Source organism: Sphingomonas pruni NBRC 15498 (assembly GCF_001598455.1).
GTDB classification, from domain to species: domain Bacteria; phylum Pseudomonadota; class Alphaproteobacteria; order Sphingomonadales; family Sphingomonadaceae; genus Sphingomonas; species Sphingomonas pruni.
This window is the reverse complement of the sequence record NZ_BCYZ01000046.1, coordinates 12768-36374: the sequence shown is the minus strand read 5'-3', so window position 1 is coordinate 36374 and position 23607 is coordinate 12768. Positions and strand designations below refer to the sequence as shown.

The window sequence follows — 23607 nt, the reverse complement described above, 5'->3', positions numbered from 1 at the left end:
TTGGCCAGAAATCGTCGGGATATTTTACAAGCGGCGCAGGCACCCAGGGCCCATTAACCATCGAGTCCCGCGCAAATCCGCGCCTGGCACCGACTGGCACAGCATCTGCAAAGTATCGCGTGCCCGAGCGGTCTCCCGCTTCAGCAGGGCGGACCGGTCGCTCCCCGATCTTGCACCGGTCCGCCCTCACCCGGCTTCCCACCAGATCAGATTAACTGCGCGATTACTCCGCAGCGAGCGGTTGCGGCTCGCGCACGCCGCCGAACCATCCGCTTTTGCGGGCGGTCGCCCGCTCGGCGGCCTGCGCCATCGCCTTGGGATAGATGTCGCCGAGCAAGCGCTCGAAGGTTCGCTTCCAGCTGAAGTTGGTTTCGACGTGATGGCGGGCCTCGATGCCGATTGCCTGGTGGTCGCCCTGCCAGATCTCGAGCACGTTCGCCGCCATTGCCGCCGTATCGTCGACCGGGCCCAGCAGACCGAGGCCCCGAGGCACGCGATCGGGCATCGCGCCCGACGCGACACCAACCACCGGCAGCGCGCAAGCCTGCGCCTCCAGCACCGAGATCCCGAAGGTTTCGTCCGCCATCGCCGAGACGTAGATGTCCGACGACGCCAGCGCGCGGGCGAGCTCGGCGCGGTCCTTTTCGAAACCGGGAAAAGCGATCGGCAGTCCGCTCGCCTGTGCCTTCAGCCGGTCCATCAGCTTGCCGTCGCCGATCATCACCATCGCCGCGTCCAGGTCGCGCGGCAATTGCTTGAACATCGCGACCAGGCGGTCCGCGCGCTTCTCGTTGTCGACGCGGCCGGCATAGACGAGCAAGGGACCGCGGAAGTCGAAACCGAGTTCCTGACGAAATGCCGGGTCGCGCTTGGCGGGCGAGAACATGTCGATATCGACGCCCAGCGGCAACACGTCCGTCCGCGTGATCCTGCGTCGAGCCAGCGCCGCGCGGGCGTCCTCGCTCAGCGTATAGACCCAGTCGAACTCGCGATAGGTGAGTTCGGCATAACCGTAGCTCGCCTTTTGCAATCCGCGACCGATCGTCTCGCCGAACTTCTCGCGGCCGACGCGATAGACATGCGCGTTGGGAAAATCGGTGCGGTAGCCGGCGACCAACGTCGTGTCCGGGAATTTCCTGCGATGATTGATCGCGGTCCAGGGGAGAACCCAGGGACAGAGCGACTCGATCACGTCCGGACGGTATTTCGCCAGGATGTCGCGGACCACACTGGTGCGCAGGATGAACCGGTAATTGGGACTGCCGTGCACGCGCGGCGCGGCCACTTCCGCGAAGATGTGGCGGCCGTTGACCCTGATCTTGTCTTCCGGACCGGGCACGATCTGAAGCAGGTGATGCGGGGTGTGCGTCAGCACGTAATCGCGCTTTTCACGCAGATAGGTGCTGATACCGCCGCCGCCCGAAGGCGCGTAGCTCTGGGTCAAATCGCAAAGGATCAGCGGCGCACCGCTCTCTCCTGCGCGGCGCGGGAGGTCGCCTTGCAGTAGCATGTTTATTCCCTTTTTATTTTGGCACGCCGATCAGGCGGCGGGAGTCGCTCCTTGTTCGGCGAGCAGCTGGGACAGCTCTCCGCTCTCGTACATCTCCATCATGATGTCCGACCCGCCAACGAATTCGCCCTTCACATAAAGCTGGGGAATGGTCGGCCAGTCGCTGAATGCCTTGATTCCCTGGCGGATTTCCTGATCCTGGAGCACGTCGACACTGTCGAACTCGACCCCGAGATGCTGGAGAATCGCCACCGCGCGGCTCGAAAAGCCACATTGCGGGAATAAGGGACTGCCTTTCATGAATAGCAGTACGTCGGAACGCTGTACCAGTTCCGCAATACGCGCCTGAGCGGCGTCGGTCATCGTCTTCACTCCTTCATTCGGCGGCGGTCGTGAGCTGGAGCGCATGGAGCACCCCGCCCATCCGGCCGCCCAACGCGGCATAGACCGCCTGATGCTGCTTCACGCGTGAAAGGCCGCTGAACGACTTGCTCACCACCCGTGCAGAATAATGGTCGCCGTCGCCGGCTAGGTCGGTAATCTCGACTCGCGCGTCGGGAATGCCGGCAACGATCAATGCGCGTATATCGTCGGCCGCCATCGGCATGTTATTTGGATTCCATCAGCTGCCGGCGAGCTTCGACCGTCTGGTCCTCGATCGCCTTGCGGACATCGCTTTCCTCGATCTCGATTCCGGCCGCGGTCAGGTCGCCGAACAATTTGCGCACGACGTCCTCGTCTCCGGCTTCCTCGAAATCCGCCTGGACTACCGCTTTGGAATAAGCGTCGGTTTCCTCGGGCGTCAGCTTCATCAGCCCCGCGGCCCATTGGCCGAGCAGCTTGTTGCGCCGGGCGATCACGCGGAACGCCATCTCTTCATCGCGCGCGAACTTGGTTTCAAAGGCGCGTTCGCGGTCGTCGAAGGTGGTCATGTTTGCTCCCTGGCGTTTCGTTACGCCTGGGGAGATAGGATTGCGCGGCGGCTATGGGAAGGGGCGCGTTTGCTCGTGCCCGTCGCCTCAGGCCGCGAACGAGCGCCAGCGCCCCCGTTCCTCCCCAGCTATGCTGGGGAGGGGGACCAAGACGCGCAGCGGCTTGGTGGAGGGGAAATACCCCGTCCTCGCCGCTGCGCGGCTGCGGCCCCTCCACCGTCCGCTACGCGGCCGGTCCCCTTCCCCATCTGCGATGGGGAGGATTTGAAACTCAGTCCGCGACCTTGACCACCAATTTGCCGATCGCGCCGCGCGCGGCCATCTTGGCGATGGCGTCGCCGCCCTTCTCGAACGGAAAGACCTCAGTCACGCGCGGGGCGATGCTGCCGTCCTTCCATAAGCGGAACAGGCGATCGACATGGGCGCGATTGGCCTGGGGATCGCGCGCGGCGAACGCGCCCCAGAACACGCCGCACACGTCGCAGCTCTTGAGCAGGGTCAGGTTGAGCGGCAATTTGGGGATGCCGGCGGGGAAACCGACGACCAGATAGCGCCCTTCCCAGCCGATCGAGCGCAAAGCCGGCTCGGCATAATCGCCGCCGACCGGGTCGTAGATCACGTCGGCACCGCCGGCCCCGAGCACCGCCTTGAACTGATCCGCCAGCGCCTTCGACTGATCCTTGTCGAACGGCGCGCGCCCGTAAATCACCACATCGTCGGCGCCGGCATCGCGGCATGCCTGCGCCTTCTCCTCGGACGACACCGCCGCCACGACGCGCGCGCCGAACGCCTTGCCCAGTTCGACCGCGGCCAGGCCAACCCCGCCCGCAGCGCCGAGGACGAGCAGGGTCTGCCCCTCCTTGAGATGACCGCGATCGAGCAGCGCATGGATGCTGGTGGCATAGGTCAGGAGCAGCGACGCTCCTTCTTCGAAACTGCGTTCGGCGGGGAGCGCATAGAGCGACGCGGCGGGAACGGCGATCTTCTCGACAAGGCCGCCGGCGCCGGTGGTGCACAGCACGCGATCGCCCGGCTTGAAGTCGGTCACGCCCTCACCGGCACTATCGACCACGCCCGATATCTCGCTGCCCGGGGCGAACGGGCGCGGCGGCTTCATCTGGTATTTGTCCTCGATGATCAGGACATCGGGATAATTGATGCTGCAGGCCTTGACCGCGACGACCACCTGCCCCGGCCCCGCGACGGGATCGGGCAGGTCGTCCATTATTAGCGTTTCAGGTCCGCCCGGCGCTTTCGACAGCAAGGCCCGCATAGTCTCTCTCCCGGCTCAACCACGGCCGTTCTGACGAGACCGCGGATTCGTATTTCGAAATCGCGGTATCCCTTGCCAGCGTCAATCCCACCTCGTCCAGTCCTTCCATCAGGCATTGGCGACGAAACGGGTCGAGAGAGAATTCGAAGCGGTCCTGGAACGGCGTCGTCACCGTCATCGTCTCGAGATCGACATGGACCTCGTCGGTCTTGGCGACTTCGACCAGCCGATCGATCGCGTCCTGCGGCAGAACCACCGGTACGATCCCGTTCTTGACCGCATTGCCCGAAAAGATGTCCGAGTAGCTCGGCGCGATGATCGCCTGGATCCCCATGTCCTTGAGCGCCCAGGCGGCATGTTCGCGGCTCGACCCGCAGCCGAAATTGTCGCCCGCGATCAGGATCGGCGCGCCCGCATAGCGGGGATCATCGAAAATATTGTCGGGCTGGGCGCGCACCGTTTCGAACGCGCCCTTGCCCAGGCCGGCGCGGCTGATCGTCTTCAGCCAATGCGCCGGGATGATGACGTCGGTATCGACATTCTTCGCACCCCAGGGATAGGCGCGGCCTTCAACCTTGCGGACTGGGGTCACTTATTGGGCTTTTCACTTGGCTTTTCGGGCGGAGCGGGCATCGCCATCGCGGCATAAGCGGCGATACCGCTGAGGATTGAACCGGCGACCAGCAGAACGAGTACGCGCTTCATTGGCGATCCCCCATCAACTCGCGGACGTCGGTCAATCGGCCCGTTACCGCCGCCGCCGCCGCCATTGCCGGGGATAATAGATGTGTTCTCGCCCCCGGGCCCTGCCTTCCTACGAAATTACGATTCGAGGTGGAAGCACATCTTTGACCAGCCGGTACTTTATCGGGGTTCATTGCCAGGCACATCGAGCATCCGGGCTCACGCCACTCGAATCCGGCGGAAATGAAGATGCTGTCCAGCCCCTCCGCCTCGGCCTGGCGCTTGACCAGCCCGGAGCCCGGCACGACCAGGGCGCGGACGCCGTCGGCGACATGCCGGCCATTGGCCACCGAGGCGGCGGCGCGCAGGTCCTCGATCCGGCTGTTGGTGCAGCTGCCGATGAAGACCTGGTCGACGCCGACGTCCTGCATCGCGGTACCGGGAGTCAGGCCCATATAATCGAGCGACTTTTGCGCCGCGACACGCTTCGAGGGATCAGCGAAGCTGTCGGGATCGGGCACGTATCCGGTAATCGGCACCACGTCTTCGGGACTGGTGCCCCAGGTCAGTGAAGGCGCGATATCGCTGGCCGACAGGCGGACAGTCGCATCGTAGACCGCCTGGGCGTCGGTCGGCAGCGTCCGCCACCACGCGACCGCCTTGTCCCATTCCTCGCCGGCTGGCGCCATCGGGCGCCCCTTCAGATAGGCGAAGGTCGTCTCGTCGGGCGCGATCAGGCCGGCGCGCGCGCCGCCCTCGATCGACATGTTCGCGACCGTCAGCCGTCCCTCGATCGACAGGTTGCGGATCGTGTCGCCGGTATATTCGAGGACATAGCCGGTGCCGCCCGCCGCGCCGATCCGCCCGATGATCGCCAGCACGACGTCCTTGGCCGACACGCCGAAGCCGAGATTGCCGTCGACGCGGATTTCCATCGTCTTGGATTGCTGGAGCAGCAATGTCTGCGTCGCGAGGACGTGCTCGACCTCGCTGGTGCCGATGCCGAACGCCAACGCGCCGAGCGCGCCGTGCGCGGAGGTATGGCTGTCGCCGCAGACCAAGGTCGTACCGGGCAGCGTAAACCCCTGTTCGGGACCAACGACATGGACGATGCCCTGCGCGGCGGCGAGCGCGTCGATATAGGGCACGCCGAATTCCGCGACGTTGCGGCGCAATGTCTCGAGCTGGTTGGCGCTCTCGGGATCGGCGATCGGAATCGCGTGGCCGGCCGCGTCCACGCGCGGCGTCGTCGGCAGATTGTGATCCGGCACCGCAAGCGTGAGATCGGGCCGGCGTACGCCACGGCCGGCGGCGCGAAGCCCCTCGAACGCCTGAGGGCTGGTGACTTCGTGGACCAGGTGGCGGTCGATATAGATCAGGCAGGTTCCGTCGTCGCGGCGTTCGACGACATGCGCGTTCCAGATCTTCTCATACAGGGTTTGTGGGCGGGCAGTCATGGCGGCGGCTTACTCGCTCCGCGCCCAATCGCAAGCAACAAAGGAAAACTGTCAGCCGGTCAGATTGAAAGAAACGGCGCCCTCACTCCTTGGGCGAGACGTAGGTGGCGTCGTGGTCGAACGGTATTTCCCCGCCCACCCGCATCGCGGCGAGTATCGCGGCGAAATCGGTCGTGCAGCGGAAACCCAGCCCGCTCTCGATCGCCGAGGCGTCATACACGCGGCCGATCCTCGCCGGCAGCGACCAGCCGCGCGCCGCGAACAATTCGGCGGCATCGGGGAACAGCCGCGCGATCACCGCTCGCGCATCGCGTTTCAGCTCGACGACATCGTCGCGCGAAAACGGCGTCGGTGCCGAGGCAATATAGGTCGCAAAGCCGATCGCCGGGGCGCGATCGAGCGCGGCGATATGGGCGCGCGCGCAATCCTGTACCGTCAGCCGGCGATTGAGGAACTCATTGGCCTTCATATTCTCGCCCGACAGATCGCGGTGCGTATCGTCGTCCTCAGGGAAAAAGCGCGAGGTGCGCAGGATGACGATCGGCAGGCCGGCCTCGGCATGGACCAGGCGGCACAATTCCTCGGCCGCGCGCTTGGTCACGCCATATATGTTGCGGGGGCTGAGCGGTCCGCTGTTCTCGTCGAGCCACACCGCCTCGTCGGCCGTTTCGTCACGGATCGCCTGGGTGATCATCAGCGACGTGGTCGAGGTGAAGACCAACCGGTCCGCGCCCGCCGCGATCGCGCATTCGAGCAGGTTCAGCGTCCCCGTCACATTGACGTCGACGAACGCCTGGCGCGGATAGCGCACGATGTCGGGCTTGTGCAGCGCGGCGCCGTGGATCACGCCCTCGATCCCATGGCTGAACATCACGCGTTCGACCAGGGCGCGGTCGGCGACGCTGCCGACGACCCGCGTATCGGGTCCGGGCGCGACGTCCATGCCGACAACCTGATGCCCGGCATCGCGCAGCATCGGCGCCAGATGGCGGCCGAGCCAGCCGGTCGATCCCGTCAGCAACACGCGCATCTGCTATCCGCCCTCAGTCGCGGCCGTTTCCGGCTTCCTTCCGGTCCGGCGCCCCATGCGTCACGCCGTGGCCAGCGCCTCATACTTCGCCGTCGTCTTCGCGGCGACTTCCTCTGCGGTGACGCCCGGCGCAAGCTCGATCAGGCGGAACGGCGAGTGATGATCGGGACGCTGGAACACGGCGAGGTCGGTGATCACCATATCGACCACGTTCTTGCCGGTCAGCGGCAAGGTGCAGGCCGAGATGAACTTGGGATCGCCGTTCTTGGAAGTGTGCTCCATCACGACGATGATCCTCTTGACGCCGGCGACGAGGTCCATCGCCCCGCCCATGCCCTTGATCATCTTGCCGGGGATCATCCAATTGGCGATGTCGCCATTTTCCGCGACTTCCATCGCGCCGAGCACGGTCAGGTCGATATGCCCGCCGCGGATCATCGCGAAGCTGTCGGCCGAGGAGAAATAGACCGATTGCGGCAGTTCGCTGATCGTCTGCTTGCCGGCGTTGATCAGGTCGGGATCTTCCTCGCCCGCATAGGGAAAGGGCCCGATCCCGAGCATGCCGTTCTCCGACTGCAGCGTCACCTCGACGCCGGCCGGGATATGGTTCGCGACCAGGGTCGGGATGCCGATGCCCAGGTTCACATAATAACCGTCGCGCAGTTCCTTGGCGGCACGGGCGGCCATGTCGTCACGAGTCCAGACCATCAATCGTCCTTTCTGGCCACCACCACGGGCGGCGGCAAAACATCGTCTTCAGTGGGTGCGGTGCGCTCGGCATCGAGCCCCATCCAAATCCGGTCTAGCGCCTGATCCTCAGGCATGCCGACAGCCTTGGCATAGGTCGACGCCGCGTTACGGATGACATCGACCATGGCGATGCCGAACAACGCGGGGTCGGCGCCGAGCGGGCGCGGATTGACGAAGCTCAACGTGCCGCCCTGCTTCGCCCAGACGCGCAGAAATTCACGGCTGTCGCCGAGCGTTTCAGCGAACGGCACGAGGTCGATCGGAACCGGCTTCTCGCTCACTTCTTCACCGGCGGAGAAGTTGGGACTTCGACAGGCATCGGCGCCGATGGTGCGGACGGCAGCGCGGTCGAAATCGGCTGCGCACCAGGATCGGTCCACCGCCGGTTCTTTGGGAACACGTCGTCGATATCGCCCTTGAGCGCGGTGCCGTACACTGGATTGGGCAGAACGAACCAGCCATGGCCCCACAGCATTCTGAGCTTGGGCGAGTTGGTCTGGGCGCGGCGTTGCGCGGGCGTCGTGCCAGGCAGGTTGAACAGATCGCTGAAATCGCCGAGCTGATCGCCAACCATCGCGATCACGCAATATTTGGCCGAAATCGCCCAGCGCCGCGCATCCTTGCCGCTGCCGCCGGTCGCGTCGTCGCCCTTCAGCCACAGATTCTGAAAGTGAACCACGGGGCCCAGGCCGGCCAGGGTGAGCGCATCGATCGTCGCCGAGGCGTTGGCCGACGAGCGGTTGGAGTTGAACACCACCTCGATCCCGCTGGCGCGCGCCGCCCGCAGCGCGTCGAGCACGCCGGGAACCGGGTCGACCGCAGTCACGCCGCTGGCTTCCCAGCGATCCCAGCGTTTCTGGTCATAGGCGCCGCTGCGCTGGCTATCGTCGGCTTCGTAGCCGAGGTTCAACAACGCCGTCTCGTCGATGTCGAGCACGACCGCCGGCCGCTGCCTGGGGCCGCATTTGAGGAATTTGGGCGCGTCCAGCGTCGCATCGGGCGCGAGCACGACCGACGAGATCGGATGACCGACCGCGAAATCTCCGCCGCGCGCTACCAGGAAGTCGGTCAGCGCAAGGTAGGCCTGGATCGACACCGCCGATGCTTCGCCCGAGCCATAGAGATATTGCATGCCAGGCGACACGGTGCCCGGCTGCGGTGCTGGCGGCGCGGTTGGCGCGGTGGACGGAATCGCATCGGTCGCCGGAATTCCAGTCGGCGCCGCCTGCGCGCCGGCAGCGGCGGCGGCAGCTGGCGTTGCCGACGGGAGATCCTCGTCCTTCTTGCCGAAGAACTGCTTCTTGCCGATCGCCCCCGCCGCCAGCACCGGTACAGCGGCAGCGACGCACCCGCTGTTCACCGTGCTGCCGACGAGCAGCATCAGCAGCGCCAGGCGCCCCCTGGTCACGCCGCGACCCGCTCGCGCACGGTGCGGAATTCGATCTTCTTGTCGTAGGGGCTGCCGACGATCAGCCGGTTCACATAGATGCCCGGCAAGTGGATCTGGTCGGGATCAAGGCCGCCGACCGGGACGATCTCCTCGACCTCGGCAATACAGACCTTTCCGGCCGTCGCCATCGGCTGGTTGAAGTTGCGCGCCGTCTTGCGGAAAATGAGGTTGCCCGCCTCATCCGCCTTCCAGCCCTTGATGATCGCCAGATCGGCGCGGATACCGCGTTCGAGGATGTATTCCTCTCCGTCAAACGTCTTCACTTCCTTGCCCTCGGCGACCTGGGTGCCGACACCGGTCTTGGTATAGAAGCCCGGAATGCCGGCGCCGCCCGCGCGACAGCGTTCGGCGAGCGTGCCCTGGGGGCAGAACTCGACCTCGAGCTCGCCGGCCAGATATTGACGCTCGAACTCCTTATTCTCGCCGACATAAGACGAGATCATCTTCTTGACCTGGCGCGTGCGAAGCAGCTTGCCGAGCCCTTCCCCGTCGATGCCGGCATTGTTGCTGGCAATGGTGAGGTCCTTCGTGCCGGCGTCGCGGATCGCGTCGATCAAGCGTTCCGGAATGCCGCACAGGCCGAACCCGCCGGCACAGATTATCATGCCATCGAACAACACGCCGTCGAGCGCGGAGGCGGCATCGGAATAAAGCTTACGGGCCATGCGGACTCCTTGAGTGACGCGCGCCGAATAGATGGCGATGCGACAAGGAGCAAGCGCATGCGCCGACTTTGCGGCGAGGCCTGGAGCCGGTGTTCGCAGTTGCGGTAAAGCTGTTCGCATGTGCGGCAAAATCGCGGCAGTCGTTCATGGCGTCCGCCCAATTCCCGCCACGAACCGTGTCCAACACGCGACGAACCGGGGGGTCGCAAGCCCCCCGGTTTTTTGTTCTATCAGGAGTTTACATGCGTTTTCTCATCGCGTCCGCCCTGTTGGCCAGTGCAGCCATCGCTACCCCTGCCCTTGCGCAGGACGCCCCCGCTTCCGCCCCCGAGGGCAAGGAGTTCCAGGGTTTCAAGATCCTCGCCGTGACCGGCATCGACCATGTCACCAGCTCGGTCGATAATGTCACCGGCCTGTCTTATGGCGGCGTCGTCGGCTACGATTACCAGTCGGGCAAGGCCGTGTTCGGCGTCGAAGGCGAAATCGACGGCTCGACCGCCAAGGACTGCGTCAACAACGCCTTCACGGCGGGCGATCGCGCTTGCATCAAGGCCGGTCGTGATCTCTATGCCGGCGTGCGCGCCGGTGTCGTCGTCGGCAACAAGGCGCTGCTCTACGTCAAGGGCGGCTATGCCAATGGCCGTATCAACGCGACCTACACGGTCGGCGGGACCACCACCAAGGACGGCAGCAATTCGGACGGCTGGCGCGTCGGCACCGGCGTCGAGCTGAACGTCGCTCCGAACATGCTGGTGCGCGCCGAATATCGCTACACCAACTATTCGGACACCGACCTGGCCCGTCACCAGGGTCTGGTCGGCTTCGGCGTGAAGTTCTGATCTGACGATAGACTAAACGGACAGCAGGGCCGCGCGGGGAAACTCGCGCGGCCTTTTCCGTTTTAGGTTGGGCGAGCCGAAATCGCTCTCTAAGCAACGAATAAGATCAGCTCTTGCCGTCATGCCGGGCTTGTCCCGGCATCCACTGCGCAGGTTAGCGCGCATAGCATGAGCTCCTTTTCCCGGGTTTGCCGCCCGGTGGATGCCGGGACGAGCCCGGCATGACGAACTGGGTCGATACTTCCTAGACTTGCGTGCCGAACAGGTGACCGATGGCAGCGGTGACCGCCATCGCCAGCGCGCCCCAGAACACGACGCGGATCGCGCCGCGTATCTGGCTCGCGCCCCCCGCATGCGCCCCGATCGCCCCAGTCGCGGCGAGCAGCACGAGCGTGACGGCCATGACCGCCATCACCAGGGATCGCCCGCCGAACAATAGGGTCATCAGCACTGGGACGATCGCTCCGGTGGCGAAACTGGCGGCCGAGGCCAAAGCCGCCTGGACCGGCCGCGCGGCGAGATCCTCGCTGATCCCGAGTTCGTCGCGCAAATGCGCGCCCAGCGCGTCATGCGCCATCAGTTGGTCGGCGACCTGAAGCGACAGATCGTGGTCGAGCCCGCGCTGGCGATAGATCGCGGCGAGTTCCTGCCGTTCGGCTTCGGGTTCGTCGGCCAATTCCGCCGTTTCCCGCGCGATATCGGCGCGCTCGGTATCGGCCTGGCTGCTGACCGAAACATATTCGCCGGCCGCCATCGACAAGGCGCCGGCGGCGAGTCCCGAAATCCCCGTCAGCAGCAATGTGGTGCGGTCGGCATTGGCAGCGGCGACGCCGACTATCAGGCTGGCGGTCGAAAGGATGCCGTCATTGGCGCCAAGCACGGCCGCGCGCAGCCAGCCGATGCGCTGGACGAGATGCCGTTCGCGATGTCGTCGGATCGCCATAGGTTCCCCCGTAGATAGTTTCCGGACCGGAGCAATCCGGGCTTCCCAAGCGCACCTGTCAGCTTAGCGCGCCGCCTTCAAGACCGAGTGCCATTTCGAGATCGGCCAAAGCCTGCGCACTGGCGGAGACTTTGATCGCCGCCATGCCGAGCGCCGCTGCGGGTTTGCAGTTGATCCCGAGATCATCGAGATAGACGCACTGGCCGGGCACCACGCCCAGCGCATCGCAGGCCAGGCGATAGATGGCCGGATCGGGCTTGCGGATGCCGACCCTGGAGCTTTCGACGACATGGTCGAAACGCGCCATTATCGCGGCGATCGCCTCGGCCTTTTCCGCGCTCGACGACATCTGGGCGCCATGGCCAGCGGGGACGTTGTTGGTGATGCAGCCGATGCGATAGCCGTTCGCCTTCAGCCAATCGAGCGCTGCCACCATGTCCGGACGAATGTCGCCCGAGAGCAAAGCGAGGACGTCGCGACCGGGAAGGTCATGGCCCAAGGCGCGCGCTTCTTGCGCGAACAGCGAGTCGAACCGCGCGGCGTCGATCTCGGCGCGCTCAAACAGGGCCCAGGCGTTGGCGTCGGGATTGGCCGAATTGATCCTGCGCACGAGATTGTGCGGCAGGCCGCGTTCCGCCTCCATCCGATTGAACGCCTCAAATGGCGAAGACGTGATTACCCCGCCGAAGTCGAAGATAACGGTGTCGCGGGTCATGGTTCGATGAGCACACCGACGCGCGGATCGACCTTGCCGGCAACCGCGTCGCAATAAGCGGCAAGCGCGGCTTCGGCGCCCGAACGGCGGTCGATCGCGGTCAACCTTTTGGCGGTCGGCATGAAGTCGAGCCACGCTTCTTCGGTTTGGCGACGAAACCCATGCGCGCCCCAGTCCGCCGAGCGCTTCTTCATCCTGCCCGGCGCGAAGAAACCGATCGGACGCGGCCCTGGCAATGGCGCATCACCCCCACGTTCGGCGTCCCAATGCGTAATGCCGACGACCATATCGACCGTCAGCGCGTCCCCGAAGCGTTCGTGCACCGCGCGCGTCGCCGCCGGATTGCCGGCGAAGTCGACCAGGGCAACCTTGCCCTTGGCCTCGATTGTGTCGATCGCGTCATAGTCGACGACCTGATCGTACAATCCAGTGTCGGCGGTAAAGGCGGCGCTGCGTGGCGAGGCGAGCGCGACCAACCGCGGGCAATCGCCCCGCACCTTCATCACATGCGCGAACGCCAGAGCCGTCTTGCTCGACGCACCGCTGACGATGATCGTCTCGGCACCGAAATCGTCTCCGTCCTCGAACTGATCCGCGATCAGCCAGCCGGTCAGGAACAATGGACGATAGACCGGCCACCAATCGTGATCCGCTTCACGATGATCGCCCAACGCCTTGAGTCGCGCATATTGGTTGTAGGCGGCCGGCAACGCCGTGCGGCGCGGAGTCACCTCAGTGAAGCCGGTGCCGCGAATCTGGTCGGCGGCGAGCATTGCGTGGCTGGCGAGCGGCCAATAGCCGTAAAAGCGGTCGCCCACCGAGATACCCTCGGCCGCCGACCGCGTCGCCGTCGCGAACCCCCAGACCGGCAGCCGGCCCGGCTCATCGCGCTCGGAAAAGAAGTCCCAATAGCCCGCATCGGGGCCCAGGAACGGCGTCTTCTGGCCCAGGGCGGCATACGTAACGTTGTTGGCGGTCAGCGCGACGAGATCGATCGCGAATTCGGCCTCGCCCGGCCCGGGCGCGCGGTCGGGCAAGTCGACGACAGCTGCCCGGGCGATGTCCTCGCGCGCGATCTCGATCTGCCAGCGCCCCACTACGTTCTCCTGCATCAAACAGACATGGGTCCGCGCCGCGGCATGTCGCCCCGAACGCTCGAATCCGCAACCTTCAATCCCGCTGCCTCCAACGCCGCGCGCTGATCGGCGCCGCGGGTCGTCAACATGATCTGTTCGAGCATCACCGATCGCGCGAAAAGCGGGGTCGCCCAAATATGATCGATCCAGGCGGCGATACGCGGCCACCGGGCGGCGTCGGACGTCCAGCCGGCCAGCGCCGCGTTGCGGAAGAAGCTGGCAAAGGTCAGGTCGATCATCGACAGATCGTCGAACACGAAACCGGCGGCCGGCGCCTGGGGCTCGAGCCAATCCATGATTTCGGGCAAGTCGCGCGTGACGACAGCGGCGACCTGCTCCTCATCGGTTTCCTGTTTCCATACGCGCGGCTTGACGTTGCGCTGAAAGAACAGCTTCCAGATCATTACGTCGCCCAATCGGCTATCGGCGAATTCCTCGAGCCAGCGCGCACGCGCGCGTTGGGCGGGATCGGCCGGATAGAGCGGTTTCTCCGGATAGCGGTCGTCGAGATATTCGCAGATCACGGTCGAATCCGGGATCACCAGATCGCCATCGATCAGCACCGGAATGCGCCTCAGCGGATTGAGCCGGGTGAATTCGTCGTCGCCGAAAAACGGCACGATCGGATCGATCTCGTATTCCACCCCCTTATGGTCGAGCGCCAGGAAGACCTTGCGCGCATAAGGCGAGACGTGGTTGCCGATAATCCGCAGCATGATGTTTATCCGTTATATTTGAGCTTGAGGCCTGGGCGCGGCCAGCGGAGCTTGGCGAGGCGCCCGGTTCCCGACAGGCAGATATAGGCATCCATCATATCGTCCCCGCCCCAGCAGATGTTGGTGGTGAAGATGTCGTCGGTGGGAACGAACTCGACCAATTCGCCCTGGGGCGAAATCACCGAAATGCCGCATTCGCCGATCGTCGCGACGCAGATGTTGCCGCATGCCTCCACGCCGAGCGAGTCGAAGAACTTGTAGCCGGCGGGGCGATAGAGCGGGATGCCGGGGCCGCCCGGGCCCGCGCTGCCGTCGACCTTGCCCGGCGCGATCACGTTGAACGCCATCAGCCGGCACGTATAGGTCTCCGCCGCGTAAAGCCGCTTGCCGTCAGGCGACAGGCCCACGCCGTTGGGGTTTTGGCTGGGGAAAATCACTTCCTCGAGATGGCTGCCGTCGACCTTGCCGTAGAAGATGCCGACGATGTCATGGCAACGCTTCTCGTAATCGACCTTGCCATGATCGGTGAACCAGAAACCGCCTTCGCCGTCGAACACGATATCATTGGGACCGCGCAGCACGCAGCCGAAGTCGCCCGATTTATAAAGGACTTCGATTGCGCCCGTGGCGATGTCGATCCGCTCGATCCGCCCGCCCGAATAATCATGGGCAATGCCATGCGGGGCGAGCATGCCGTTGCTCTCGACATAGTCGAAGCCGCCATTGTTGCAGCAATAGAGCTTGCCATCGGGACCGATCGCCAGCCCATTGGGCCCGCCGCCCGGTTCGGCCACGGTTTCCTTTGATCCGTCGGGCCGGACCCGCGTAATGCGCCCGGCTTCGATTTCGACCAGGATGACGCTGCCATCGGCCATCGCCACCGGACCTTCGGGAAAACGCAAACCCTGCGCGACGATATGCATTGATCTCACTCCCGTTAGCCGATTTCGAAACATCGGTACGCTGCGATTGACGCAATTCCAAGAACGATTCGGCCCGATGTCGTTCTGCCACTCTACACGGAACCCGGCCGGCCATGACAAGCGCGTTGGGTCGCTATTCGTCGCAACCGACATTACCCGGCACTGCGGAAAGCGAGCGCCGCGGCGTCATCCCCACAGACAACCGACAAGGGTGATGATGAGCGCTGCCGCATTTGCCGCCGTGATGATGTTGACGTGCACGCCGGCCGACGTCGCCGGGCCAGATTATGCTACACCGACCACAACGATCGCCCGGCCATTGGAGGGCGGTTCGATCGCATCGGACCAGTCGGTATCGACACCCGCCGGCACGGCTGTCGGCGCTCCGCCGAACGACACGGCGCAGCCCCAGACCTCGACACCCGATATCGTCGTGTCGGGCAGACGCCGCTCTCCAGGCGATCCGCTGGCCGCGATCAACGAGCAATCCTACGAGGCCACCCAGGCCGTCGATCGCGCCGTCGTCGGGCCGGTCGCGCGGTCGTTCGAACGTACGGTACCCAAACCGGCACGCGACGGATTGCGCAACTTCTTCATCAACCTGCACGAGCCGATCGTGTTCGTGAACTACCTCTTGCAGCTGAAGCCCGGCAAGGCAGCGGAGACGGCGGGTCGCTTCCTGATCAATTCGACGGTGGGGGTCGCCGGATTGATCGACGTCGCGAAACGCCGCCCGATAAACCTGCCCCGGCGCAAGAACAGTTTCGCCGACACGCTCGGCTATTACGGCGTGAAACCGGGGCCTTTCCTGTTCCTGCCGTTGATCGGTCCGACGACGCTCCGCGATTTGATCGGCGGCGGCATCGACCGCATGATGATGCCGCTCTATCTAGGCCCGCCCTTCAACAAGCCGGTCTTCAATATCGGAACGGGCGGCGTTCACATGCTCGACCGCCGTGCCGAATTCGACGATCAGCTCAACCAGCTGCGAGCGGCGCGCAATCCCTATATTGCGACGCGGTCCTATTATCTGTGGCGTCGGCAGGCGGAGATCGATGGCCTGCACGGCCGCAAGATCGCGCCGTTCGACCTCGATCTCGGAAAGCGCTCGATATCGGAAATCACCGCCAAGCCGGTGGCCCCGGCAACAGCTATGCCGGGCAAATGAGCGCGAGAGGATCGGCGGTCAGGCGGCCACGCGGTCGCTCTGCCCGCACAACGCCGCATAGCGCGCGAAAAGCTCAGCGAAATGCTCGTCCATCTGTCGTGGACGCCGCCAGAGGTTGACCGGCCTGCGATCGACCGCGGCGGTCAGGATCGTGTCGCGCAGCGACTGGCCATTGGCGGCCTCGTACAGCCGATCGCGATCACCCGTCGCATGATCCGCGGCCCCGCCGCGATCGGGCACGATCAACGGCAGTCCGCTCGCCTTGGCCTCGGCGGCGACCATGCAGAAAGTCTCGGCCTCGCAGCCGTGGACGAGCGCGTCGGCGCTCGCCATGATCGCCGCCAGGCGGGAGCGATCCTTGACCGGCTGGCCGACCACGATGTGCGGTGAGCCCCCTGCCCGCGCGATGAGGCGATCGCCATGACGCCCTTCGCCGACGAGCGCCAGGCCGACCGGCGCGTGCACACCCGCCGCGATCGCCGCGTCGATCACCATGCTCCATCGCTTTTCGGGGGAATAGCGCCCGACGCCGAGCAGCAAGGTCGCCTCTGGCCCGAGCCCGCATCTCGCCAACAATTCTTCACGCAGCAGCGGGTCGCGCCGGTCGGGGGAAAAATAGCCCGGCTCGACCCCCATCGGGATCGTCGCAACCTTGCCGAGACCGCCGCCACGAAGGCGCCGCGTCAGATTCTCGCTCGCCGTCACGACCAGGTCGAACGCCCGATCGAGCCGGCGCAGATGCCGCCAATAGCGCTCGAACGTGCGATCGATGGTACCGATGCTCGCCACGGTACCGAACCATCGATAGGCATAAGCGGAAAGCGGGTCGGCGTGCATGACGAGCGAGCGCACCGCGTCGCCCCGCCAGCGCGCCACCATCGAGGCGCTGCTCCACGGCGACGATGCCTCGACCACGTCGGGCCGCCACGCGTCGAGCGCGCGATGGAGGGAGGTCTCATCGTCGAAATAGCGATAGCGACGATCGAGCGCGAAGGTCGGTGCCTTTATTGTCGCCAGCAACGCGCCGGGCGCGCGCTCGACGACCGCATCTTCGGCACCGGGCGCAAGCACGATCATTTCGTGCCCCAGCGCGCTCGCCACCTTCAGCTTTCGCTCGACATAGGTACGAACACCACCGCCATGCGGCGTGTAGAAGGCGCAGACATCGACGATTCTCATGCCGCACAGACGGCACCGCGTCGCGTAACCGCAGTTCGCGCCGAAACCTTGTCGAAAAAGCGCGTATCGGGCATGGCGCCGATCCGTTCAGGGAGCTGCTCATCTCGACCTCGCCATCCGGTCTGACGCAATTGTTCGGGGAGTTGCGCGGCGAACTCCTGCGTTTCCTTGCGGCGCGCACCGGCGACCGCGTCGAGGCCGAGGACCTGGTTCAGGAGCTGTGGCTGCGGGTTTCAACCGCCGAACCGGGACCGATCGGCAACGGGCGCGCCTACCTTTATCGCATCGCCCAGAATCTGGTGCTTGATCGCGTCCGCGAACGCCGCCGTCGCGAGCGGCGGGACGGCGAATGGGCCGACACCCAGACGATCAAGGTCGCCGGCGAAGCCGCCGATGCACGCCCCAGCGCCGCCGACGTCATCATCGAGCGCGAGGAAGCGGCGGCGCTCGCCGCGGCGATCGCGGCGTTGCCGGAAGGCGCCGGCCGCGCGTTCCGCCTGCACAAGCTGGAAGGGCTGCCGCATGCAGAAGTTGCAGCGCAGCTCGGCATCAGTCGCAGCGGCGTGGAAAAACACATCGCCGTGGCGATGACTCATCTTCGTCGCGCGTTGAAGGACTGAGGTATGGCAACGACGCGGCGTCTTTCAATCGGACAGGGACGACGGACCGGCAACGGCCCGTCGCGGCACGAACGATGAACGACGCAATATTGGAGGCGGCCGCGCTATGGCATCAGGGGCAGGCGCGCGACGACATGGATTGGGACGGCTTCACCGCTTGGTTGGAGGCTGACCCCCGCCATCGCGAGGCCTATGACGACATCGCGTTGCTGGATGAGCGCGTCGACAATGCCCGCGGGGCGATCCTGGCCAGCCTGCCGGCGAATGACGGCGAGGCGAGCGATGACCATTTTGAAGCACGATTCCCGGCGCGTCGCCCGTATCTCGCCTGGGGCGGTATCGCGACGGCACTGTTGGTCGCGGTCACCGCCGGAAGCTGGTGGGCGAGCGGGCCATCGCTACCGGCAACGACCAGTTATGCCGCCGCAGCGGGCCAGACGCGCACCGTCGCCGTCGCCGATGGCGCGACCGCCACGCTGGCGGGCGGCTCACGGCTGGATGTCGCCAAGGGCGCGGCACTGACTCTTGCCGGCTCGGCCTATTTCGACGTCCGCCACGATCCGGCGCGGCCGCTGACCGTCAACGTGTCCGGCTTTGAAGTGCGCGACGTCGGCACCCGGTTCGACATCAACAGCGACGGCAAAACCATTCGCGTCGCGGTCGCCGAGGGAAAAGTATCGGTGGCGGCCAGCGGCGGGGCAGTGCCCACCGAAGTCACTGCCGGCCACGCCGTCGTCGGCGACGTCGCCCGCGGTACGGTCACGCTGGTGACGGCCGCGCCCGCCTCGGTCGGCGCCTGGCGCAGCGGTCGCTTCATCTACGATCAGGTCCCGCTCTCCTTGGTCGCCGCGGATATCGCCCGCTATACCGGCCATCCTGTCACCGTTGCCGAAGGGGTCGCGCAGCGGCGCTTCTCCGGCGTATTGGCGCCGGGCGATCGCGATTCGATGGTCGCGTCGGTCCGGCAGCTCGCCGGCGTGAGCGTACGAAGGGAGGGCGATGCGGTATTGCTGGGCGGCACTGGCGGCTAGCGCTGTATTGGCGACCAATCCGGCCGCTGCCCGCGATGCCGCTGTCTCCATCGCGATCCCGCCCGGCAACCTGACCGACGCGCTGGCCTCGCTGGCGGCGCAAACCGGCATTTCCTTCGGCTACGACGCGGCGATGCCGCCTCTGCGTGTGCGCGGAGTCAACGGCCGGATGACCCCGCACGAAGCGATCGACAGGCTGCTGCGCGATACCCCGATCAAGGCGGTCAGGATCGGCCCGGCGGCGTTCCGTCTGGTCCGCCGCCAGCATCCGCCCCGACCAGCATCGGCCGGTCCGGCGCTGGTGATAGATTCGCCCTCGCCGCCGCAACCCGACATCATCATCACCGGCCGGAAACTGCCGGAGATATTATCGCGCGTCCCGGCGCCGATCGCGGTCTACGTGCCCGATTCGACGGCGCCGGCCGGCGCGGAAAGCGGCCAACGCGAGGTCGCGCGGTCGGTCGACGGCCTGGTCGTCGCCGGGCGCGACGAAGGTAGTGATCGCACCTTCATCCGCGGCCTGGCGGACAGCCCGTTCAACGGGTTCAGCCAGACGACGGTCAGCGTCCAGGTCGACGACGGGCGCATCACCTACGATGCTCCCGAACCCGCGCTGCGACTGGTCGACGTCGCCCGTGTCGAAGTGCTGAAGGGACCGCAAGGACCACTCTACGGTACCGGCGCGCTGGGCGGGGTCTATCGCATCGTCACCAATCGTCCGATCCTGGGCGACGTGTCCGGCGCGGCCGCTTTCTCGCTCAACGCCTTGTCCGACGGCGGACCCGGCGGATCGGCCGAAGGTGTCCTCAACCTGCCGCTGGTAACCGACGCTGCGGCGCTACGGCTGGTCGGCTATGCCGCGCTCGGCGGCGGCTGGATCGACGACCGGCCGGCGCCCGACGATGCCAACCGGAAGACGCTTGCCGGCGGGCGCGCCTCGTTGCGGATCGCGCCAGCGGCGGGCTGGTCGATCGACCTGACCGGCGCGATCCAGCATCGCGCCTCCGCCGACAGCCAATATGTCTATCGCGCGGGCGAGGATCTGGCGCGACCCGCCGCGATGCGCGAGCCTAGTGCGACCGACTTCACGCTGGCGCAACTGCGCGCCGAGGGTCCCATCGGGCGACTGCGGCTAGTCGTCGCCACCAGCCAGACCTGGCAGGATCAGAACGACCTGTTCGACCTGTCGTTCGCACCCGACGTGCTCGGTATCCCGGGCGCCGTCGCGTGGCGCGACCGCCGGTCCTATGGTGTGTTCGATCAGGAGGTCCGGCTGGTTTCCGCGCCGGGCGACCGGTTCGCCTGGACGGCCGGGCTGTCCTATCTTTCGGCAACGACCAAGGCAGAGGGGGACGCGCGAGTCGGGCCGGCCAGTTGGCAGCCCTATTTCTCGCTGCATCGCCGGGCGACCGAAACGGCGGTCTTCGCCGACGGATCCCTGCCGATCGGCGGCCGCCTGACCCTGGCGGGCGGGTTCCGGATCTTCCGCTCCTCGGCGGAGGACGAACGCACCGAGCCCTCCGCGCCCAAGGCCGGGGCACGCGGCCTGACCGGGTTCACGCCCAATCTTTCTCTGTCCTATGACCTCGGCGCGACCGGGACGATCTATGCGCGCATCGCCACCGCGTTCCGGCCCGGGGGGCTCGACCCCGGCAATGCGCGTACCGGCCGGTATCAAGCCGACGAGGTCCGCAACCTCGATATTGGCGCGCGGCTGCGCCTGGCGGGCGATCGATTGTCGCTCGATACCGCCCTTTATGTGGCGCAATGGCGTGACATGCAGTCCGATTATCTCGAAGCAAACGGGCTGATCGCCACGCGCAACGCAGGCGATGCATTCGTCATGGGTGTCGAGGGTTCGCTCGATTGGCGGCCGAGCGCCTCCTGGCGGGTCCGGGCCGGAGTGACCGTGCAGCGCGCTCGGCTTCAGACCGCGCCGGACGGCACGCGCCTGCCCAAGGACCGACGCCTGCCCATCACGCCCGACATCGCCTATCGCATGACCGCCGAACGTTCGGTCCGGTTGGGAGGCGTGGAATTGCGCCCCTACGCCGGGGTCAATTTTACCGGCAGCACGCGGCTGAGTTTCGACGACGGGCTCGATCGACGCACGGATGGCTATGCGATCCTCCGTGCGGGGGCGACCGCGATGCTGTCGCCGCTGACCGTACGCATCGATGTCGACAATCTGCTCGATACCCGCGCCGACACCTTCGCCTACGGCAATCCCTTTTCCGTGCGGGCGCTGCCGCAATACACGCCGCTCCGCCCGCGCATGTTCTCGGTCACGCTCTCCCGCGAATTCTGATCATTTCGGCGGTGCCGGCTGAGGTATGGCGGCCTGGCGGCGTCGTTGCATCGAGACCAACAGCCGCCATCGCGGTGGCTCGATCGACAAAGGCCGCCCATTGCCATCGACCTCGCTCCCCGTAGCCGCCAACGCTTCCAGCCTATCAAACATCCAGGACCTGACCGAGCTATTGCACCGGCCCAAGGTACGAGATCGCGCGAGCGCCCTTGTCGGTCTGGCGGTGTCGTTCGGCATCCTGGCATGCGTCGCCGCGGCGTTCGGGCGGCTGGATATCGGAACCCTGTTCGCCAACCTTCCGAAGACGCCCGGATTCTGGGCACTGCTGGCGGCGGTTTACCTGCTCTCGCCGATGTTGGACTGGGTAATCCTGCGGCGCCTCTGGAAGCTGCCGATAACGGGCCTCCTGCCGCTTCTGCGCAAGCAGGTCGCGAACGAACTGGTGCTCGGCTATTCGGGCGACGCGCAATTCTATTGCTGGGCGCGGGGTGCGATGCCGACGCAGGAGGCAACGTTCGCGACGCTGCGTGACATGTCGATCCTGTCTGCGCTGGCCGGCAATCTGGGTACGTTGATCCTGATGGCGATGGCCTATCCGACGCTCAGCCGCGTGGCTAGCGGGCCGTTGCTGCACGGCGCGGTATTGGCGACGCTCGTCATCGTCGTGAGTTCGCTGGGCATTTTCGCGGCGCGGCAGGCGTTTTTCAAATTTTCGCTGTCGCGGCCGGCGCTCGCGGGAATTTTTCTTGGTAACATGGTGCGGATCGCCGTCATGCTGGTGCTCAACGCGCTGTTGTGGGCGATGCTGATCCCCGGCGCGACCCTGGGAATGTTGCTGGTCCTGGGCACGATGCGCATGATGTTGTCTCGGGTCCCGCTCATCCCCGGCAAGGACGCATTGTTGGCCGGCGGCGCATTAGCGCTACTGGGCAGCGACGCTATAGTTGTGGGCGCGCTGGCCACGGTCGCCGGCCTGATATTCACGTTGCACGCGCTCGTCGGCCTCGCGACCGGCATCCATGATCTTGCCCGCCGGCATCGCCGGTAATCGGGGTCGCCACCATATTGCTGTCCGGTCCATTTATTACTGCGGCCTATGCTTTCGGCCAGAGCAAGTGGCAGCAAAAAGGGCCGCGCCTGCCGGCACGGCCCCGTTTGGTAAAATCTCGATCGACGACGGCTAGATGTCGTCGCCCAGCGCGCCCTTCACCTTGCCGATGAACTGTTGGCCTTTGCCTTTCAGCTCCTGGCCGGCGCCTTCGGCTGCCAATTCGTCGTCCTTGCGGGTCCGGTTGGGATCGTCGGCGTCGCCGGCCATCGCCTGCTTCACCTTGCCCACCGCCTCGTTGACATTCCCTTTGATCTTGTCGGTCAGCTCACCCATCGGGTCGTTCCTTTCGGTTCGCGACGGCGGGGGTGCCGGCGCGTTGAAATTACGGAAATAGAACGGTTTGACGGCGCGGCGGTTCCTGGGAGCTAAGGCGCGACGCGTTTCAGGAAGGCGAGCACTGCTTGCCAGTTATCGTCGGCGCCGCCCGGATTCTTGGCGGCGATCAATGTCGACGATCCGTGCACGCCCGCTTTGGGGATGAATTGCTGGCGGTCGGTGCTCTGGGTCGCCGACAGGATCGCCTTGGCCTCCTGCTCCTCCTGGAGCGTATTCGCCGAGGTGACGAAGACCGGAAGGGTCAGGTTGGCCGCGGCCTTCTCGACCATCGTCTTGTCTTCGAAATATTCGCCCGGCGAGAAAGCGAGCACGCCCTTCACGCTGCCTTCGGCCGATTTCGACGCCGCGACGAGGAACACCAGGCTTGCCGAGTAGCTCGATCCCCAGAGCAGGATCGGCCGGCCCTGCGCCTTGTCCTTGGCCCAGGCCAAAGCCGCTTCGAGATCGGGGAGCGCGCCGAGATAATCGGTCTTGCCCTTGTAGGCGGCCATCGTCTGATTGGTGCCGTAGAGGCTACCGCCGACGCGCTGGTCGATCGCCAGCGCGGCAAAACCGGCGCGCTGAAGCTGCGGCGCGATGGTCGTATATTCGTCCTTCGACGATCCGGCCTGATGGAACAGCAGGATCACCGCGCGCGCATTGGCCGCGGGGTAATAGGTGCCGTAGACCGTAACGCCGTCGGGCGCCGTCAAGGTCACCGGCTGCGGCGCTTGCTCCTCGACCGGCGCGCTTTCGTTGATCAGCGCCTGAGCATTGTCGACCTTTGGCGCGGGCTTGTGACAGCCGGCAAGGATCGCGAGCGGGATCAGCGGGACGAAACGGCGCATCGAG

Annotated in this window: 26 protein-coding genes; 6 read left to right on the top strand and 20 right to left on the bottom strand. The window is 65.6% G+C overall.

Annotated elements, in window-relative coordinates:
• Nucleotides 1–223 precede the first annotated feature (223 nt).
• The 12 genes from SPR01S_RS13935 to SPR01S_RS13880 all read right to left on the bottom strand — a co-directional run bounded on the left by SPR01S_RS13935 (nt 224) and on the right by SPR01S_RS13880 (nt 9751).
• Nucleotides 224–1510, bottom strand: coding sequence for a glycosyltransferase (locus tag SPR01S_RS13935; RefSeq protein WP_084251191.1), 1287 nt, complete (start codon nt 1508–1510; stop codon nt 224–226).
• Between the two features lie 30 nt (nt 1511–1540).
• Nucleotides 1541–1873: a Grx4 family monothiol glutaredoxin gene (gene grxD, locus SPR01S_RS13930; RefSeq protein ID WP_066590448.1), complete on the bottom strand. Its 333-nt coding sequence runs from the start codon at nt 1871–1873 to the stop codon at nt 1541–1543.
• Between the two features lie 13 nt (nt 1874–1886).
• Nucleotides 1887–2117, bottom strand: a complete 231-nt coding sequence (locus tag SPR01S_RS13925; protein WP_066590447.1) for a BolA family protein — start codon at nt 2115–2117, stop codon at nt 1887–1889.
• 1 nt (nt 2118) lies between these two features.
• Nucleotides 2119–2442 carry a DUF1476 domain-containing protein gene (locus SPR01S_RS13920; RefSeq protein WP_066590446.1) on the bottom strand — a complete coding sequence of 108 codons (324 nt, stop codon included), beginning with the start codon at nt 2440–2442 and terminating at the stop codon, nt 2119–2121.
• A gap of 271 nt (nt 2443–2713) precedes the next feature.
• Complete coding sequence (locus tag SPR01S_RS13915) at nt 2714–3715, bottom strand: NADPH:quinone oxidoreductase family protein (RefSeq protein WP_174531898.1); 1002 nt, start codon at nt 3713–3715, stop codon at nt 2714–2716.
• Nucleotides 3678–4307: a 3-isopropylmalate dehydratase small subunit gene (leuD, locus tag SPR01S_RS13910; protein ID WP_066590445.1), complete on the bottom strand. Its 630-nt coding sequence runs from the start codon at nt 4305–4307 to the stop codon at nt 3678–3680. The genes SPR01S_RS13915 and leuD overlap by 38 nt, the downstream gene beginning before the upstream one ends.
• A 109-nt stretch (nt 4308–4416) precedes the next feature.
• Complete coding sequence (gene leuC / locus SPR01S_RS13905; protein ID WP_066590444.1) at nt 4417–5856, bottom strand: 3-isopropylmalate dehydratase large subunit; 1440 nt, start codon at nt 5854–5856, stop codon at nt 4417–4419.
• Nucleotides 5857–5938: 82 nt separating this feature from the next.
• Nucleotides 5939–6886 (bottom strand): NAD-dependent epimerase/dehydratase family protein, encoded by a 948-nt coding sequence (locus SPR01S_RS13900; RefSeq protein ID WP_066590443.1) that lies wholly within the window; start codon nt 6884–6886, stop codon nt 5939–5941.
• Between the two features lie 60 nt (nt 6887–6946).
• A complete protein-coding gene (locus SPR01S_RS13895; RefSeq protein WP_066590442.1) occupies nt 6947–7594 on the bottom strand; it encodes a CoA transferase subunit B in 648 nt (215 codons plus the stop codon).
• The gene (locus SPR01S_RS13890; RefSeq protein ID WP_066590441.1) at nt 7594–7917 is read right to left on the bottom strand and encodes a DUF5076 domain-containing protein; all 324 of its coding nucleotides are present in this window, start codon (nt 7915–7917) and stop codon (nt 7594–7596) included. Before SPR01S_RS13890 ends, SPR01S_RS13895 begins: the two co-directional genes overlap by 1 nt.
• Nucleotides 7914–9044: an HAD family acid phosphatase gene (locus SPR01S_RS13885; RefSeq protein ID WP_245662016.1), complete on the bottom strand. Its 1131-nt coding sequence runs from the start codon at nt 9042–9044 to the stop codon at nt 7914–7916. The genes SPR01S_RS13890 and SPR01S_RS13885 overlap by 4 nt, the downstream gene beginning before the upstream one ends.
• Nucleotides 9041–9751, bottom strand: a complete 711-nt coding sequence (locus SPR01S_RS13880; protein WP_066590440.1) for a CoA transferase subunit A — start codon at nt 9749–9751, stop codon at nt 9041–9043. Before SPR01S_RS13880 ends, SPR01S_RS13885 begins: the two co-directional genes overlap by 4 nt.
• A gap of 242 nt (nt 9752–9993) precedes the next feature.
• On the opposite strand from SPR01S_RS13880, the gene SPR01S_RS13875 reads away from it, so the two are divergent.
• Nucleotides 9994–10590, top strand: coding sequence for an outer membrane protein (locus SPR01S_RS13875; RefSeq protein WP_066590439.1), 597 nt, complete (start codon nt 9994–9996; stop codon nt 10588–10590).
• A gap of 244 nt (nt 10591–10834) precedes the next feature.
• Here SPR01S_RS13875 and SPR01S_RS13870 read toward each other — a convergent pair whose 3' ends face one another.
• From SPR01S_RS13870 to SPR01S_RS13850, 5 genes are read right to left on the bottom strand one after another with little or no spacing between them, the layout of a single operon-like run.
• Nucleotides 10835–11533 carry a VIT1/CCC1 transporter family protein gene (locus tag SPR01S_RS13870; protein ID WP_066590438.1) on the bottom strand — a complete coding sequence of 233 codons (699 nt, stop codon included), beginning with the start codon at nt 11531–11533 and terminating at the stop codon, nt 10835–10837.
• Between the two features lie 58 nt (nt 11534–11591).
• Nucleotides 11592–12248 carry an HAD-IA family hydrolase gene (locus tag SPR01S_RS13865; protein WP_066590437.1) on the bottom strand — a complete coding sequence of 219 codons (657 nt, stop codon included), beginning with the start codon at nt 12246–12248 and terminating at the stop codon, nt 11592–11594.
• Nucleotides 12245–13345: a DUF2855 family protein gene (locus SPR01S_RS13860; RefSeq protein WP_245662015.1), complete on the bottom strand. Its 1101-nt coding sequence runs from the start codon at nt 13343–13345 to the stop codon at nt 12245–12247. Before SPR01S_RS13860 ends, SPR01S_RS13865 begins: the two co-directional genes overlap by 4 nt.
• A 14-nt stretch (nt 13346–13359) precedes the next feature.
• On the bottom strand, nt 13360–14100 hold the full coding sequence (locus SPR01S_RS13855) for a glutathione S-transferase family protein (RefSeq protein WP_218016762.1): 741 nt from the start codon (nt 14098–14100) through the stop codon (nt 13360–13362).
• Between the two features lie 5 nt (nt 14101–14105).
• On the bottom strand, nt 14106–15023 hold the full coding sequence (locus SPR01S_RS13850; RefSeq protein WP_066590434.1) for an SMP-30/gluconolactonase/LRE family protein: 918 nt from the start codon (nt 15021–15023) through the stop codon (nt 14106–14108).
• A gap of 217 nt (nt 15024–15240) precedes the next feature.
• Between SPR01S_RS13850 and SPR01S_RS13845 the strand changes: the two genes are divergently transcribed.
• Complete coding sequence (locus SPR01S_RS13845) at nt 15241–16191, top strand: MlaA family lipoprotein (protein ID WP_084251192.1); 951 nt, start codon at nt 15241–15243, stop codon at nt 16189–16191.
• 18 nt (nt 16192–16209) lie between these two features.
• On the opposite strand, the gene SPR01S_RS13840 is transcribed toward SPR01S_RS13845, so the two are convergent.
• Nucleotides 16210–17370, bottom strand: coding sequence for a glycosyltransferase (locus SPR01S_RS13840; protein WP_066590433.1), 1161 nt, complete (start codon nt 17368–17370; stop codon nt 16210–16212).
• A gap of 131 nt (nt 17371–17501) precedes the next feature.
• Here SPR01S_RS13840 and SPR01S_RS13835 point away from each other — a divergent pair, with 131 nt between their 5' ends.
• The 4 genes from SPR01S_RS13835 to SPR01S_RS13820 all read left to right on the top strand — a co-directional run bounded on the left by SPR01S_RS13835 (nt 17502) and on the right by SPR01S_RS13820 (nt 22377).
• A complete protein-coding gene (locus tag SPR01S_RS13835) occupies nt 17502–17990 on the top strand; it encodes an RNA polymerase sigma factor (RefSeq protein WP_084251190.1) in 489 nt (162 codons plus the stop codon).
• Between the two features lie 74 nt (nt 17991–18064).
• Nucleotides 18065–19021, top strand: coding sequence for a FecR family protein (locus tag SPR01S_RS13830; RefSeq protein ID WP_066590432.1), 957 nt, complete (start codon nt 18065–18067; stop codon nt 19019–19021).
• Entirely contained in the window at nt 18990–21329 is a 2340-nt protein-coding gene (locus SPR01S_RS13825; RefSeq protein WP_084251189.1) for a TonB-dependent receptor, read from the top strand. The genes SPR01S_RS13830 and SPR01S_RS13825 overlap by 32 nt, the downstream gene beginning before the upstream one ends.
• Before the next feature lie 25 nt (nt 21330–21354).
• Nucleotides 21355–22377: a hypothetical protein gene (locus tag SPR01S_RS13820; RefSeq protein WP_066590430.1), complete on the top strand. Its 1023-nt coding sequence runs from the start codon at nt 21355–21357 to the stop codon at nt 22375–22377.
• Between the two features lie 132 nt (nt 22378–22509).
• Here SPR01S_RS13820 and SPR01S_RS13815 read toward each other — a convergent pair whose 3' ends face one another.
• Together SPR01S_RS13815 and SPR01S_RS13810 are read right to left on the bottom strand one after the other, a co-directional pair.
• Entirely contained in the window at nt 22510–22713 is a 204-nt protein-coding gene (locus tag SPR01S_RS13815; protein WP_066590429.1) for a CsbD family protein, read from the bottom strand.
• Between the two features lie 92 nt (nt 22714–22805).
• Complete coding sequence (locus tag SPR01S_RS13810) at nt 22806–23603, bottom strand: alpha/beta hydrolase (protein WP_084251188.1); 798 nt, start codon at nt 23601–23603, stop codon at nt 22806–22808.
• Nucleotides 23604–23607: the final 4 nt, after the last annotated feature.

Bases quoted from the DNA above. Each gene is read 5' to 3' on its own strand.
- SPR01S_RS13935 (WP_084251191.1), bottom strand. From the start codon at position 1,510: ATGCTACTGCAAGGCGACCTCCCGCGCCGCGCAGGAGAGAGCGGTGCG.
- grxD (WP_066590448.1), bottom strand. From the start codon at position 1,873: ATGACCGACGCCGCTCAGGCGCGTATTGCGGAACTGGTACAGCGTTCC.
- SPR01S_RS13925 (WP_066590447.1), bottom strand. From the start codon at position 2,117: ATGCCGATGGCGGCCGACGATATACGCGCATTGATCGTTGCCGGCATT.
- SPR01S_RS13920 (WP_066590446.1), bottom strand. From the start codon at position 2,442: ATGACCACCTTCGACGACCGCGAACGCGCCTTTGAAACCAAGTTCGCG.
- SPR01S_RS13915 (WP_174531898.1), bottom strand. From the start codon at position 3,715: ATGCGGGCCTTGCTGTCGAAAGCGCCGGGCGGACCTGAAACGCTAATA.
- leuC (WP_066590444.1), bottom strand. From the start codon at position 5,856: ATGACTGCCCGCCCACAAACCCTGTATGAGAAGATCTGGAACGCGCAT.
- SPR01S_RS13900 (WP_066590443.1), bottom strand. From the start codon at position 6,886: ATGCGCGTGTTGCTGACGGGATCGACCGGCTGGCTCGGCCGCCATCTG.
- SPR01S_RS13895 (WP_066590442.1), bottom strand. From the start codon at position 7,594: ATGGTCTGGACTCGTGACGACATGGCCGCCCGTGCCGCCAAGGAACTG.
- SPR01S_RS13880 (WP_066590440.1), bottom strand. From the start codon at position 9,751: ATGGCCCGTAAGCTTTATTCCGATGCCGCCTCCGCGCTCGACGGCGTG.
- SPR01S_RS13875 (WP_066590439.1), top strand. From the start codon at position 9,994: ATGCGTTTTCTCATCGCGTCCGCCCTGTTGGCCAGTGCAGCCATCGCT.
- SPR01S_RS13870 (WP_066590438.1), bottom strand. From the start codon at position 11,533: ATGGCGATCCGACGACATCGCGAACGGCATCTCGTCCAGCGCATCGGC.
- SPR01S_RS13865 (WP_066590437.1), bottom strand. From the start codon at position 12,248: ATGACCCGCGACACCGTTATCTTCGACTTCGGCGGGGTAATCACGTCT.
- SPR01S_RS13855 (WP_218016762.1), bottom strand. From the start codon at position 14,100: ATGCTGCGGATTATCGGCAACCACGTCTCGCCTTATGCGCGCAAGGTC.
- SPR01S_RS13850 (WP_066590434.1), bottom strand. From the start codon at position 15,023: ATGCATATCGTCGCGCAGGGTTTGCGTTTTCCCGAAGGTCCGGTGGCG.
- SPR01S_RS13845 (WP_084251192.1), top strand. From the start codon at position 15,241: ATGAGCGCTGCCGCATTTGCCGCCGTGATGATGTTGACGTGCACGCCG.
- SPR01S_RS13840 (WP_066590433.1), bottom strand. From the start codon at position 17,370: ATGAGAATCGTCGATGTCTGCGCCTTCTACACGCCGCATGGCGGTGGT.
- SPR01S_RS13830 (WP_066590432.1), top strand. From the start codon at position 18,065: ATGAACGACGCAATATTGGAGGCGGCCGCGCTATGGCATCAGGGGCAG.
- SPR01S_RS13825 (WP_084251189.1), top strand. From the start codon at position 18,990: ATGCGGTATTGCTGGGCGGCACTGGCGGCTAGCGCTGTATTGGCGACC.
- SPR01S_RS13820 (WP_066590430.1), top strand. From the start codon at position 21,355: ATGGCGGCCTGGCGGCGTCGTTGCATCGAGACCAACAGCCGCCATCGC.
- SPR01S_RS13815 (WP_066590429.1), bottom strand. From the start codon at position 22,713: ATGGGTGAGCTGACCGACAAGATCAAAGGGAATGTCAACGAGGCGGTG.
- SPR01S_RS13810 (WP_084251188.1), bottom strand. From the start codon at position 23,603: ATGCGCCGTTTCGTCCCGCTGATCCCGCTCGCGATCCTTGCCGGCTGT.